18 protein-coding genes are annotated in these 13,928 nt (G+C 35.3%); 9 read left to right on the plus strand and 9 right to left on the minus strand.

What is annotated here, in order from left to right; translation table 11 throughout:
- Positions 1–14 precede the first annotated feature (14 nt).
- Genes JML65_RS03955 through JML65_RS03970 form a run of 4 tightly spaced genes read right to left on the minus strand, consistent with a single transcriptional unit; the run spans position 15 to position 2,803 of the window.
- Positions 15–923, minus strand: coding sequence for a TIGR01777 family oxidoreductase (locus JML65_RS03955; RefSeq protein WP_202269978.1), 909 nt, complete (start codon positions 921–923; stop codon positions 15–17).
- Between the two features lie 30 nt (positions 924–953).
- Positions 954–1,298, minus strand: coding sequence for a hypothetical protein (locus tag JML65_RS03960; protein ID WP_047491081.1), 345 nt, complete (start codon positions 1,296–1,298; stop codon positions 954–956).
- A 5-nt stretch (positions 1,299–1,303) separates the two neighbouring features.
- Positions 1,304–1,897 (minus strand): HPP family protein, encoded by a 594-nt coding sequence (locus tag JML65_RS03965; protein WP_202269979.1) that lies wholly within the window; start codon positions 1,895–1,897, stop codon positions 1,304–1,306.
- Complete coding sequence (locus JML65_RS03970) at positions 1,898–2,803, minus strand: arginase family protein (RefSeq protein ID WP_202269980.1); 906 nt, start codon at positions 2,801–2,803, stop codon at positions 1,898–1,900.
- 221 nt (positions 2,804–3,024) lie between these two features.
- On the opposite strand from JML65_RS03970, the gene JML65_RS03975 reads away from it, so the two are divergent.
- The 7 genes from JML65_RS03975 (at position 3,025) to JML65_RS04005 (ending at position 8,895) form a co-directional block, all read left to right on the plus strand.
- Complete coding sequence (locus tag JML65_RS03975) at positions 3,025–4,050, plus strand: methyltransferase (protein ID WP_202269981.1); 1,026 nt, start codon at positions 3,025–3,027, stop codon at positions 4,048–4,050.
- 144 nt (positions 4,051–4,194) lie between these two features.
- The gene (locus JML65_RS03980) at positions 4,195–4,527 is read left to right on the plus strand and encodes a single-stranded DNA-binding protein (RefSeq protein WP_089736220.1); all 333 of its coding nucleotides are present in this window, start codon (positions 4,195–4,197) and stop codon (positions 4,525–4,527) included.
- 14 nt (positions 4,528–4,541) lie between these two features.
- Positions 4,542–4,997: an HRDC domain-containing protein gene (locus JML65_RS03985; protein WP_237390775.1), complete on the plus strand. Its 456-nt coding sequence runs from the start codon at positions 4,542–4,544 to the stop codon at positions 4,995–4,997.
- Between the two features lie 123 nt (positions 4,998–5,120).
- Positions 5,121–6,488, plus strand: a complete 1,368-nt coding sequence (gene hisS / locus JML65_RS03990) for a histidine--tRNA ligase (protein WP_202269982.1) — start codon at positions 5,121–5,123, stop codon at positions 6,486–6,488.
- Between the two features lie 194 nt (positions 6,489–6,682).
- Positions 6,683–7,540, plus strand: coding sequence for a PH domain-containing protein (locus JML65_RS03995; protein WP_202269983.1), 858 nt, complete (start codon positions 6,683–6,685; stop codon positions 7,538–7,540).
- Positions 7,541–7,551: 11 nt separating this feature from the next.
- On the plus strand, positions 7,552–8,400 hold the full coding sequence (locus tag JML65_RS04000) for a PH domain-containing protein (protein WP_202269984.1): 849 nt from the start codon (positions 7,552–7,554) through the stop codon (positions 8,398–8,400).
- Between the two features lie 18 nt (positions 8,401–8,418).
- A complete protein-coding gene (locus tag JML65_RS04005) occupies positions 8,419–8,895 on the plus strand; it encodes an N-acetyltransferase (RefSeq protein WP_237390776.1) in 477 nt (158 codons plus the stop codon).
- Here the strand turns inward: JML65_RS04005 and JML65_RS23810 are convergent.
- Positions 8,892–9,071 carry a hypothetical protein gene (locus JML65_RS23810; RefSeq protein ID WP_237390777.1) on the minus strand — a complete coding sequence of 60 codons (180 nt, stop codon included), beginning with the start codon at positions 9,069–9,071 and terminating at the stop codon, positions 8,892–8,894. The genes JML65_RS04005 and JML65_RS23810 overlap by 4 nt on opposite strands.
- Positions 9,072–9,114: 43 nt before the next feature.
- On the opposite strand from JML65_RS23810, the gene JML65_RS04010 reads away from it, so the two are divergent.
- Positions 9,115–10,197 carry a leucine-rich repeat domain-containing protein gene (locus JML65_RS04010; RefSeq protein ID WP_202269985.1) on the plus strand — a complete coding sequence of 361 codons (1,083 nt, stop codon included), beginning with the start codon at positions 9,115–9,117 and terminating at the stop codon, positions 10,195–10,197.
- 29 nt (positions 10,198–10,226) lie between these two features.
- Positions 10,227–11,018 carry a class I SAM-dependent methyltransferase gene (locus JML65_RS04015; protein ID WP_202269986.1) on the plus strand — a complete coding sequence of 264 codons (792 nt, stop codon included), beginning with the start codon at positions 10,227–10,229 and terminating at the stop codon, positions 11,016–11,018.
- Between the two features lie 146 nt (positions 11,019–11,164).
- Here the strand turns inward: JML65_RS04015 and JML65_RS04020 are convergent, their stop codons facing one another.
- The 4 genes from JML65_RS04020 to JML65_RS04035 all read right to left on the minus strand — a co-directional run bounded on the left by JML65_RS04020 (position 11,165) and on the right by JML65_RS04035 (position 13,817).
- On the minus strand, positions 11,165–11,401 hold the full coding sequence (locus JML65_RS04020; RefSeq protein ID WP_084083843.1) for a YtxH domain-containing protein: 237 nt from the start codon (positions 11,399–11,401) through the stop codon (positions 11,165–11,167).
- 98 nt (positions 11,402–11,499) lie between these two features.
- Positions 11,500–12,342, minus strand: a complete 843-nt coding sequence (locus JML65_RS04025; RefSeq protein ID WP_202269987.1) for an isoaspartyl peptidase/L-asparaginase — start codon at positions 12,340–12,342, stop codon at positions 11,500–11,502.
- Between the two features lie 42 nt (positions 12,343–12,384).
- Entirely contained in the window at positions 12,385–12,873 is a 489-nt protein-coding gene (locus JML65_RS04030; protein ID WP_202269988.1) for a hypothetical protein, read from the minus strand.
- Between the two features lie 53 nt (positions 12,874–12,926).
- Positions 12,927–13,817 (minus strand): cyanophycinase, encoded by an 891-nt coding sequence (locus JML65_RS04035; RefSeq protein WP_047491038.1) that lies wholly within the window; start codon positions 13,815–13,817, stop codon positions 12,927–12,929.
- Positions 13,818–13,928: the final 111 nt, after the last annotated feature.

The following is a 13,928-nucleotide window of genomic DNA, read 5'->3' on the forward strand; positions in this document are numbered from 1 at the left end:
AGATTGTTATTCCGTTATTTTATTTTTAATAAGTCTGTCAGGGCTTCTTTCAGATCCGGAAACTTAAATTGAAAACCTGTATTCTGGACTTTTTGTGACGAGGCCCTTGATCCTTCCAGTATAGCTGTAGCGAGTTCTCCAAATAAAAGTTTTAAGACAAAAGCAGGAACATTAGGCATCAGTAAGGGCTTTTTGAGCACTTCAGCAATCTCTTTGGTCAGTTCACTATTGGTGATATGCTGAGGAGAAACGGCATTATAAGCGCCATGAAGAGAGGATTGTTTTAAAGCAAATTCATACATTGAACAGATATCTTCAATATGAATCCATGGCATGTACTGCCTTCCGCTTCCTAAAGGTGATCCTATACCGTATTGAATGGGTGGGACCATTTTTTTTAATGCTCCGTCTTTTTCAGAAAGTACAACAGCGGTGCGGATTTTCACCACTCTTTCTGCAAGGTTATGTTCCTTGAAATGGTCGGCAGCTCTTTCCCATAAAACAACCACTTCACTTAAAAAATCATTTCCCGGCTGATCCTCTTCGGTATAAATTTTTTCAGTGGTTTGAGTTCCATAGAAATTAATACCTGAAGCTGAAATAAAGGATTTAAGCTTGATTTCTTTCTTTTTTAAAGCATTCTGTAATAGTGCCGCAGAATCCACTCTACTGGAAATCAATTCTTTTTTTCTTTCATCTGTCCAGCGTTTTTCTGAAATATTGGCACCCGCCAAATGAATGATATGGGAAACATTTTCCAACGAAGACTCATCTATTGTCTTCTTTCTGACATCCCATTCATATTCATGATCATGTTTCTTTTTTCGGGTAAGGAACCTTAGACTATATTCATTTTCTAATTTTTTTGCCAGTTCCCGGGCAATCATACCGCTGGCCCCTGTAATCAGAACAATTTCTTTCATATTCATATCGTTTTGGTGGTGAAGGAAGGATTATATCTGGTTTTTTACGATCAGTATAAAATCATCTTCCAAAAGCTTGTATCCGTAATCATAAATAAACTTGTATTCAGACCCGTTTTTATAGACTTTTATATTGGTAAAATAATCGAAATCAAAACCTAAGCCATCGAGTTTGGATTTTGGAGCTTTTGTTTTACCATCGGTATTTATTTCTACCAGGATACGATAATTCTTACGAAGCTTGTTGTTCACATTTCGCATCAGATTAGTAGAATCTTTATTCTGTTTATTATTATAGGCGTTCCGGCAGGCATCATTACAGAACTTTTTGTCAGACCTTCCGATGATCTTTTCGCCACATTCCAGGCAGTTCATGCTATTTATTTTGTGTGTTTTGTATGTCTTTTCTTTAATAATTTTATAAACCTGCTGTGGGAAGGATAGCTTCTGTTTCGTGTTATATTATTGAAGAATAATGCCACAATCAGCAGGATAATACACCCTGATAAAACAGGAGAGATAACGTACCAGTACCCTAATTCAGGTATTTTTCCGGTAGAGCTTACAGCAATAAGGGCCGTTGCGCCGCCAGGAGGGTGCAGTGTTTTGGTATACTGCATGATGACAATGGAAAAAGCTACGGCCAGCGGGGCAGAGAGCCAGATGATATCCGGAACAATTTTATACACTGTAACTCCCACAAGAGCAGATAAAACATGTCCGCCTATCAGATTTCTGGGTTGAGCCAAAGGACTCTGAATAGCTCCATAAATAAGAACACTGGAGGCCCCAAAGGAACCGATCAGGAATATATTCTCAGTCTCCGCCAAAGAATGAGACTGGATGAATGCAATAAGCCCAATCCCAAAAAATGCACCCAAAAATGACCAGAAATGCTCTTTGTAATCAACCAGCGTTTCTTTATATATGACATACTTTGAGACTCTAAACGTTCTTTTTATGGTCTTCTTCATTTAGTCTTCTTTATTGTTTATAATTTGAATTAAATTTTCTACAAAAGCCTGGGTATAAAACCCATCTTTATCATAATCGGGATCTAAAATGGTGATCTCTATTCCAAAACATTCAGGATGATGAATCAATGGGATCAACATTTCTTGCAGATCATCATAGCTTATGCCATCTTCCATTCTGCTGTCTACTGCCGGCATGATCTCATCTTTCAAAACATCCACATCAAAATGAATAAAGAAACCATCCAACTTTTTTCCAGCTGTCATTTTCAAAAAATCCTCAGCCGTTTTTCTGAATCCGTTTTTCCGGAGATGGTCAAGATCATAATAATGAATGTTGGAATTGATGACCTGGCTGACATATTCCTCATCATCTGTCTCTGCATTGCCGCTGCAAAAGATATTTTCTTCAAGGAAATAAGGCTTAAGCCCATCAATGTTGGTTAGCTTTTCATGCCCAATTCCGGAAACTATGGCAAGATCCATTCCTGCAACACCTCCGGTTTCTGATAATTGCGGAGGGATAAAATCGGTATGACCATCAAGATAAAAAAGCCCGAAGTTTCCCAGTTTTTTCAATGCAACAGCATTTCCAATCAGAATACTGCAATCTCCACCAAGAATGATATTGAACGTGTTTTTATCATAATTCTTCAGCATAAGGTCAGCCTGCTTTTTAGCATATTCAATAATCGCATCTGCATTTTTAACCCCTGATTCTTTATCGAAATCCATGGCATATTCCGGAGCTTCCAGTCTGAAAATATGTTGAGGACCAATTCTTTTATGAAAATCAAATTTTCTGAGCCAATCCGGAAGTTTTCTGACTCCGGGCTCAGTCTCGTGCTCCTTTTTTGTAAGTCCTAAGTTGAGAGGAAACTCAAAAATATTGATATCCCTTTTCATAATGAATTTTGACAAAGGTACGGAATTATCCGTTTGTAAATGGATAGTAGTGAGAAAGGTAATCGTTTTTTTGAAGGAAACTGATTTAAGCTTTTTCTGATTTTAACCTTGAACTGCCAGTACTTTATATTAGATTTTAATGGAAATGACTAAATTCACGTATTATTGAATTATATGCAATCATAAAGTAATATGTCAAATTAAATCAAAATAAAATTACCATGAAAAAACAACTTATTAAACCAGAATTTACTGAGAAGATGTTTGAAATGTTAGGAGGGATGTGGATTACCGGCTGCATAAAGACAGCCGCAGAACTGAATATTGCAGACCATCTGGAAGCTGGTCCTCAAACAATCTCTTCGTTGGCGAAAAAAACAGATTCACAGGAAAAACCACTGTATCGGATTATGAGAGCCCTGAGTAGTGTTGGAATTTTTGAAGAGTTGGAAAATAAAACCTTTAGGCTGAATGATTTTGGTGCCACTCTGTTAACGGGAGTTCCGGGGACTGTAAAAGATTTTGTATTGGCCAATTTGAGCGAGCATTTTCCCGGTTTTATGAAACTCACTTACTGTGCCCAAACCGGAAAAGTTCCTTTTGAACATGTTCATGGAATGAATCTCTGGGAGTATTATAAAGAATATCCGGAATTAGGAGCCAATTTTGGAAGAGGAATGACAGGGCTTTCCAATATGGAGCTCTCAGGAATTATCAAGAACTATGATTTTAGCCCATACAAAACGGTTGTAGATATAGGAGGGGGAAACGGGATAATGATGTATGCAATCTTAAATGCCACTCCCGGGAGTTCCGGGATTATTTTTGATGAAGAGCATGTAATCGCAGATACAACTAGGCTCATGCCCGAAAATATGAAAGAAAGGTGTTCTGTAGCTACTGGAAATTTCTTTGATAAAGTTCCGGCAGGTGCTGACCTATATACAATGAAGTGGATTATCCATGACTGGAATGATGATGAATGCATACAGATTTTAAAAAACTGTTGTGAAGCTATGCCTAAAGGAGCAAGACTCTTAATTATAGATGCTGTCATCCCCGATGATTCTCAAAATAAACCACATCCAGCCAAACTTCTTGATATTGTGATGATGGCTTGTATTACCGGTAGGGAAAGAACATTGAGCGAATTTAAAGAACTCATTGAAAAAGCAGGATTGCAATATAATCAGCTTATTTCAATCGGGACAGAAGCCAAAAGCATTATTGAATGTGAAAAAGTATAGCTTATTCGACTACAAACGACTACAAATGAATTTAAATAGTTTATAACCGACTGGCTTGTGGTGACATTACAATCTTTGCAACAGAGATTTGAGAAAGCAGTGAACGTCTCTTATCTAATTATTAATCTTTAAAAATATAAAGTTATGTCACTAAGAAACAAAGTAACACTCATTGGTTACACAGGTAAAGAAGTTGAAATGGTAAACTTCGAGAATGGAAATGTAAAAGCTAGCGTATCTTTAGCTACCAGCGATCATTACACCAATGCTAAAGGCGAAAAGGTAGAAGAAACACAATGGCACAATCTGATTGCATTTGGGAAAGTAGCAGAAATTATGGAAAAATATGTTCCCAAAGGAAAAGAAATAGCTATTGAAGGAAAGCTTATGTACAGATCATATGACGACAAAGACGGCGTAAAGAGGTACATTACAGAAATTCGTGTAGATGAGATCCTTTTGTTAGGCGGTAAATAATTCTAAAAACACAAATGATGAAAGTAAAAGTTTTTAAAATTAGATTGCCTGAAGAATTTCTCTACAAAGATCAGAAAATGCTTGATGATTTTCTGGAAATGAATGAAATTATAAAAGTGGAAACGGCTTTTGTAAATGATGAATGTTATTGGTCTGTTATATTGTATTTTGAAGCTTTGAAATTGACGAAAAATACAGTGAAAGAACCAAAAGTAGTGAAATACTCTGCAGAAAACGATTTTTTGAATACCGATGAAGAACAAATTCTCAATGCTCTGAAACTTTGGAGATCTGAGAAAGCCAGAGAACAGAATCTGCCTACTTATTTTATAGCGAGTAACAAAGAATTAATTTCTCTAGCCAAGTATAAACCCGCTAAAAAAGAGGAACTGCTGGAGATTAAAGGATTTGGGAAACATAAAATTGAAAATTATGGCGAAGAAATTCTGGAAATCCTTGAAAGTGTCTGATTTTTTAGAATAAATGATCAAATAACAACAAAAGCCGGGGAAGGTTACTTCTTCGGCTTTTTTATGCTGTGTAAAGTCCTAGTAATTCCTTATTTTTGCATCTATCAAAATGACATACTAGAAATGAAGCCAAGTTTAGCAAAAGGAACAAGAGATTTTACAGCACAGGAAGTTTCCAGAAGAAAATATATCATCAGTATTTTACAGAATAATTTTGAATTATTCGGGTTTCAGCCATTGGAAACACCAAGTTTTGAAAATCTTTCTACTTTAACAGGAAAGTACGGAGAAGAAGGAGACCGCTTGATTTTTAAAATTTTAAATTCAAGTATCAATGAAGCAAAAGAAGATAAAAAAGATCAAATGCTTCATGATTTTCAAAAAGCATTGGAGAAACCTTTTAATTCGGAATATCTTACTGATAAAGCCCTTCGCTATGACCTTACCGTACCTTTTGCAAGATTTGTAGCCATGAATCATGGGAAGCTGACGTTTCCATTCAAGCGTTCCCAGATCCAGCCGGTTTGGAGAGCAGACAGGCCTCAGAAAGGAAGATTCAGAGAATTTTATCAGTGTGATGCAGATGTGGTAGGAAGTGAAAGTTTATTGCAGGAGGTGGAACTGGTTCAGCTGTATTTAAAATCCTTTGCTGATCTTGGAGTTCCTGTAACCATTCACATGAACAATAGAAAGATTCTTTCGGGATTAGCTGAATATGCCGGGATTACCGACAAGCTGATTGACTTCACTGTAGCATTGGATAAACTAGATAAAATAGGTAAAGACGGAGTGGTTAAAGAATTACTGGAAAGAGAAATTTCTCAGGATTCTATTGATAAACTGGACTTCTTGTTTAGTCAGTCTGATGATGCTCTGGAAAACCTTCTTCAGCTTAAGGAGAAATTTGCAGGCAATGAAATAGGGTTGAAAGGAGTGGAAGAGTTGGAATATGTTCTTACCCAATCTCTGAACCTTGGTGTTAATATGCAGAACCTTGTGTTTAATATTACATTGGCAAGAGGATTAGACTATTACACCGGAGCTATCTTCGAAGTGAAAGCGGATGAAGTGGCTATGGGATCTATCGGTGGAGGAGGTAGATATGACAACCTTACAGAAGTTTTCGGAGTTAAAAATATTCCGGGAATAGGGATTTCATTTGGGTTGGATAGAATCTATCTGGTAATGGAAGAACTGAACCTTTTCCCTGAAGAAGCTTCTTCTAAAATAGAATATTTATTTGCCAATTTTGGTGGTGAAGAAGTAACAGAAGCTCTAAAACTAATTATACAGCTAAGAGCAAAAGGAATTTCAGCTGAGCTGTATCCTGAAAGTGCAAAAATAAACAAGCAGTTTACTTATGCTGAAAAGAAAGGGATTAAAAATCTTGTTTTCCTGGGAGAAGAAGAGATTAAAAATAATACTGTTACTTTCAAAAACCTTGAAGCAGGGGAACAGAAAACGGTTTCTCTGGAAGAGTTTTTAGGATAAAAAGAGATATCTAATACTATAGAAAACAGCTCAAGGCCAAACCTTGAGCTGTTTTTTTATCATAGAAAGAATTTTAAATATTTTTAGACTAAAAAATTAAATGAGAATTTGTAATTTGGGTCGATATAACAAAAACAGAGTGGATATTGTTCTCTGTTTTAATGAAAACTTTTAAACCTAAAAACCAAATGAGTATGATTTGCGCATCATGCGGAACACCACTGACGTCTACAGATATGCTTGTAGGAAAAAATAAACTCGCAGACGGAGGCTATTTGTGTACAGGATGCTTTAATAAAGCGGTCAGTATCAACCCTAATCTTATCAATACTTTAGATCAGTTTTATTTTGCAGAAATTACAGGAATGTTTCTTAAACATAAAATTGAGGAAAGCCAACATCCCGGAAGATCTCAATATTTGGGAGAGAATACTTATGAATACGATGCCCCTACCAGGTTGGATCAGATTAAAGATCAGATAGTGGCTCTTAATGCCAGGCTAAGTGTTTTGGCCAATGAAGAAGTGAATACATTGGATACTGTATTGGATCAGGATGAAAAACTTTTAGCGATTGCAGAGTGTATATACCTTCAAAATAAGCGTGAAGGAATCGTTTTTGCAACGCCAAGAAGAGTTGTTTTTATTGATAAAAAGATTTTGGGTGGAGTGGTTAGGAATGAATTTCCTCTTCATGAGATTATTTCTATTGAACATAATGAAAGCCTTCTGTATTCTATTCTGAAAATCAATATTAAAGGGGCCTCCGCAGAATTTAAATTACACAACAAAACTGACGGAAGGGGATTTTGTAATGTAGCGAACGGAAGTATTCAGTATCCTGAAAGGTCTCAGAATCAGCAACCGGAAAGCATACAGGCATTCCATCAAAGTATCCCAAATTTGGCTGAGGAAAATGTATTCAATACAGGTAAGGAATCTTCTGAAGCTGTTTTCGAGCAATTGGAAAAATTAGGAAGGCTTAAAGAAAATGGAATTTTAACAGAAGAAGAATTTGCAGAGCAAAAGAAAAAAATGCTTGATAAATTATAAAAGAAGAAGAAATGAGCAATAATTGTGCATTGTGTGATACAGAATTAACATCCATGGATACGCTTTTGGGAGCTAATAAACTCTCGGATGGCAATGTTTTATGCAATAAATGTTTAAATAACGCAAGCAATATCAATGATGAATTGCTTTACAAGCTTAATACGTTTAGCATTGATGATATTAATGAAATGCTGAACACTGAGAAAACAGAAACGGTTCAGACATTGGCAGTGACAGGACAGAATATTCCTGCAGCTATAGATTCCGGGTCCCGCCAAATTTCAAAAGAGGTGTATAAACGAAGATATCAGAAAATAAAGCATGAGCTGGAAATACTGAATGCTAACCTTTCTGTATTTACCAAAGGAGAAATAAAAGAACTTCCTTATTTGATTGCTGAAGATGAAAAAATAATCGCGATTACAGATGCTCAGTTTGTCAATACATTGGCAGCCGGCATATTGGTAGCAACTCCTATGAGATTGATTTCTGTATCAAAAGCAATGTTCGGAGCAGCAAAAATCAATGATTATCCTAATGAAACCATTAAAGCTATAAGTTTTGTAACAGATCCAAGATCACCCGTTATTAAATTACATCTTGATGAAAGGGTGGTAGAGTTTGAATGTTTTATGGATAAGGATGATGCCGAGCAATTCTACGACAAGATAAAAGCTATTTATAATAATCCTAAGGAACAGTCTCCGAAACAAATTGATACTGTAAGTAAAGGGGTTTCAGTTTCCTCAGAAGAAGTGTTTAATAAACTTGAGAAATTAGGAAAACTGAGGGAAAACGGAATCTTAACCGATGCAGAATTTGCAGAACAGAAAAAGAAACTGCTGGAGCAATTAAAATAAAACTTTTAACATTGGATCATGGAGGATAAAGTATCAGTAGAAATAGTGGAAAACTGGCTTAAAGGATGGTGTTTATCAAGAGAAGTATCTTTTCCTGTACCCTATAAATCAGGATTCAAAGTGATTGTAGGTGATGAAAAACAAAAAGAACGTTTTGTATTTCCTAAACTTAATGATGATTTTTTCCAACTTGCCCATTCAATTGATGAGCCATGGATTTACCTGAAAGTATCCAGTTCTTCTGGTGAATTTATAGAGAAAATCCCTGAAAGATGGAAACTACAGCCACAGGGATATATGATGACTTGTTTTCACCCTATGAATTTCCCGGAAATTAGCCTTGCTAAAGGATACTACTTAGAGTTTTCTGAGTACAATACGACTTTTGTTGTCAGAATTGTAGCAGAAAATAGCGAGCAGGCTTCTATAGGCCGTGTCTCTCTTATAGATGATATTGCGGTTTATGACAGGATTATTACCGAAAAAAATCACTAAAGGAAAGGACTCGCTACTTTTTTACTGAAAGAACTTGAGAAGATAGCTTTATCAAAAGGATTTTCAAATAATCTTTTAGTGGCTACAGAAGAAGGAAAACTCTTGTATGAAACCTTAGGCTGGAAGATGTACTGCCTGCATACTTCTATCGTAATTCCTGAAGACGACCATTCCAAATTGTAAATGTATTTAAAATAAAAGTACTTAGAAATTTTACTAATGAAAAAAAAATATATACTGCTTCTTACCCTATTTTTTCTAGAGGCAAAAGCGCAGATGATGCCACCGCCAGCTTCACCGGCACAACAAATAGAAGAGTTGAAACCTTCAGATAATATAGAACTATTTGATATTAATGAAATTCCGGATAAAATTTTTGTCTGGAATGTTAAGAGGCTTTCGGTAGACTGTGGAGGTAATTTCACTAAAATTTCTGGGAAGATAGGAAATCTGAAAGAATTAGAATCATTTTCCTTAAAAGGTGGAGATGCAGTTAGATTACCTAAAGAATTTTCTAACCTCAGAAATTTAAAGTATTTATCTATTAATTCTAATAAATTTACTGAAATTCAGCCTGAAATTTTAAAAATACCAAATCTGGAATTTTTAAATTTTCAGAGCTATCAATTGGATAACCTTCCGGGTGAAATTGGAAAACTGGTTAACTTAAAGCAGTTAACAATATCAAAAAGACTATTTTTTGGAGGAGCTATTACTAGTGATAGTCAGGTGTTTAAAGAGTTGGTTGTGCCGGTTTCAATAGGTAAACTCAACAAACTTGAACAATTAAATCTTCCATCAAATAGGCTAAAAAAGTTACCTGCTGAAATAGGAAATCTTCAAAACCTTAAACAGGTTGATTTGTCAAATAATTTGTTGGAAAGCCTTCCTTCCTCCCTTTCAAAACTTCAAAATTTGAAATATATTTTATTAATGGATAACCGGTTTACCATTTTTCCAAAAGAATTATATGAGCTGCCTAATTTAGAAGAAATAGATTTGAGCCGGAATGATATGACATTAATTCCTTCAGGAATAGAGAAATTAAAAAAAATAAGATCTTTAAATCTGGAAAGTTGTAAACTTTCAGAGCAATCATTATTAGAAATTTATAAATTGGAAAGCTTAGTGACTTTACAACTTAATGACAACCAACTAAAAAGTATTCCGCCTGGAATTGATAAACTGAAAAAATTAGAGGTTTTAACGATTTGGGGAAATAATTTATCCCCGGAAAATATTACAAAAATAAAGAAGCTTATGCCTCATACTTCGGTTGTGGAGAAAAAGCTTTATCATTAAATACTATTTTTAAGAATGATATTATAATCATGGAAAATTACTTAGAAATCAATAAAAACTCATGGAATGCCAAGGTAGAACCGCATTTGAAGTCGGATTTTTATTTTGTAGATGAATTTTTAAATGGCAGAAGCTCACTCAATTCAATAGAGCTGGAGCTTCTTGGAGATATACAAGGAAAGAGTATTTTGCACTTGCAGTGTCATTTTGGACAGGATTCTATTTCGCTTTCAAGAATGGGTGCAAAAGTGACAGGAATCGATTTATCAGATAAAGCAATTGAAGCCGGAAGAGACTTAGCTCAGAAATGTGAAACCGATACTGAATTTATCTGTTCAGATGTCTACCATTTACCGGAAGTTTTGGATCAGAAATTTGATATCGTTTATACAAGTTATGGTACTATAGGATGGCTTCCTGATCTGGAAAAATGGGCTGGGGTAATCAGTCATTTTCTGAAACCCGGCGGTCAGTTTATTATGGCAGAGTTTCATCCTGTGGTTTGGATGTTTGATGATGACTTTACAAAAGTAGCCTACAATTATTTCAATGAAAAACCAATTGTAGAAACGTATGAAGGTACTTATGCTGATCAGTCAGCACCTATCGTACAGGAATATGTCATGTGGAATCATTCTCTGGCAGAAGTTCTTGATAATTTGATTAAAAAAGATATAGAACTGAAGATATTTCAGGAATTTGACTGGTCACCATATCCATGTTTCAGGCATGTAGAAGAATTTGAAAAAGGAAAATGGAGAATTCCTCAATTTGGAAACAAAATACCGTTGGTATACGCATTTACCGGAAATAAAAAATAAGCGGTTTCATTGGTAAACTGAAAGATCCGGTAAGGTTTTAAAGTTGAAAAATTATGAATATATAGACTGTGAAATCAAAAAAGCCACCGTAATGATTACGATGGCTTTTTCTATATATGAATGTTAAAAAACTACTTTCTATTTTCTTAGCTTAAAGAATCTTCAGCTTTTGTTTTGGCTTCATCAACTTTATTCTGAACCTGGGAAGCAACATCATTGGCTTTACTCTTAAGGTCATTTCCCCATTTGTTAAGATTATCTTTTGCTGTATTGATTTTATCTTTTACAGCTTGTTGATCTTCAGGAGTTGAATTTTTATATTTCCAATAAGCTAAAGCTCCTAATCCTAATAACGCTAATATGCCTTTTGTTTTGTTTCCCATGATTTCTATTTTTAAAGTATTAATATTAAAATTTGTTATTAATAAGTATGTAAAATACGTGCCAAAAAAATAAATACAATGATAAAAAAATGTTAAAATTAAGAGAAGGTTTCAAAGTATTCCCCATCGAAACTTGCAAAAACCATTGTAGGATAGGAATCCTGATGATAGATATTGCCGTTTTTATCTATGGCAATGGCTCCCGCAAACCCATCAATTGTTTTAAGCTCGTCAAAGGTTTTTTGAAAGGCTGTTTCAAGGCTCATACCGTCAGTAACCCTTGTTACAATTTTTGTGGCAGTGGCATTACTTACAATATCTTCTCCCACTCCTGTACAGCTTACTGCACAGAATGAATTGGCATAATTTCCGGCCACTGTGGCAGAATCTGAAATTCTTCCCGGAATCTCAAACCCTTTTCCGCCAGTGGAAGTAGCAACGGCTAATTTTCCGTCCTTATCGATGGCTACACAGCCTACCGTTCCTTTTCCTCCATTACTGAGTTTGGCTTCATATTCTTTCCTTCTTTGTGGGATTTCCGTAGAAAAGTCTTCAAAACCATGCTCAGTAGCATAGATTTTTGCTCCTTTTCCTCCCAATACACGGTCATCTTCTCCAATCAGATCTTTGGCAACCAATATGGGATTTTTTACATTCTGAAGGTTGATTACACCACTTAGTCTCTGAGTATCCCCGTTCATAATGGCTGCACTCATACGAATAACACCATCACTCTGAATCTGTGACCCAATTCCCGCATTATATAAAGGATCATCCTCCAGAAGAGAAACTGCATATGCTACTGTATCAAAAGCCGAATGAGCCTGAAGGTATTCAAATGCTTTTTGAGTTATTTCTTTTAAAGATTCCTGTTTTGCGGTCTTTACTTCATGGCTTTGATCGCTTTCAGAGAAAAAACCACCGTGGATAATGAGCTTCATAAATAAAGTTTAGTTTTTAAATTATTATTTGTCCGGAAAAGATTAATAAGGTACTGTAGTTCTTTTAAAATGGACCTTTAATTCCTGACAAAGCTTTGAAATATTTTCTACATTATGTTTTTCTACAATCATGAGTTGCAGCTCATCAGAATAGCTGTCTGCCAGCTCAATAATTTCCAGTGGAGGATTTTCCTGATCAAGCCTGGGCTGCAGCCATGCAAAATAATCTGATACATATTTTACTCCCATTGGAAAATCTCCGATTATATTGTTAAGACTTTCATCAATGAGCTCGTGTACTTCGTCTATTTTGTCACCACGGATCAGAAAAGAAAACAGTTCGTTAGTAACTGAAAACTCAAAAGCACCATCTTCATCACTTTCAATTACCCATTCCGCTTCATTATCTGCTATATACTGAGCCGGGTTTGTATAGGAAAAAGAACAGTTTGAAATGATTTCCTGTTTATTGGCAACATCATAACTCTCCAAAAGGAGATCTATAAATTTTTCAATTTTTTCTTCTACCATTTAGTTTTATTTTTTAACTAAAATAGGAATTACTTTTGAATAATTTTTTTAGATTATTTATCCTGTGGGATCGGGTTAAACTGAGAATTTTCAATAGTCAGTGCTTTTGTGGTAAGATCATAATGGTCGTTCATAGACATTACATGTACCGTTAAATTATCAATAGAAATAGGTTCTCCAAGGTTGATATTCGTAAGATTGGTGTCTTTGATGAATCTGCCATCGACTAAAATGACAAGACCTGAGCCTACAGCAGTCATTACATCATTATGGATGAAAAGTCCTGTATCTTCACCTAATCCAATTCCTAATGTTCTAGGGTTATTAACCACAGCCTGGAAAAGACGGCCTATTCTGCCTCGCTGTACAAAATGGGTATCAATAATGACATTGTCAATAAGACCTAATCCTTGTGTTGTTTTAATTTCTCCTTTTAACAGAGCTTCAGAACTGCTTCCCTGATAGATCATATTTTCAGAAGCAGCGGCTGCCCCGGCAGAAGTTCCGGAATAAATAAAATCCTGTTCCTGATATTTTAATAAAATAGTATCGTGAAATCTTGTTCCTCCAAGAATAGAAGTAAGTCTCAATTGATCTCCACCGGTAAACATCATTACATCTGCAGCATTGGCTCTTGCCACCATAGCATCAGAATTCGCTTCTTCACGGTTATGGATATCCAGAATATTGACGTTTTTGGCACCTAGAAATTCGAATGCTTTTTTATATTCTGTTCCTACGATCTGAGGGATTTGAGAAGCGGTTGTTACTACTTCAATAACAGAATCTTCCTTCAGTTTTGATTCATTAATAATCTTTCTTAAAATTCCTCGCTCAAAAAAATTAAGGTTCTTCTCGATGTTCTGATCATAATCGGTTTCTGCAAAACTACCTTTGTTTACAGCTCCTCCGATAACTATTAATTTTCCAACAGGTTTCGTCATGGTACAAAATTAAAAAATAATTAACATTATTTGGCGAAATTCGTGCCATCTTTAGTTGATTTTTAATGTTTTAGAAATGTTAATGAAAATTAATTTTTTTTTAATAAATCT

The sequence above is a fragment of the Chryseobacterium sp. KMC2 genome (genome assembly GCF_016756935.1).
Classification (GTDB): Bacteria; Bacteroidota; Bacteroidia; order Flavobacteriales; family Weeksellaceae; genus Chryseobacterium; species Chryseobacterium rhizosphaerae.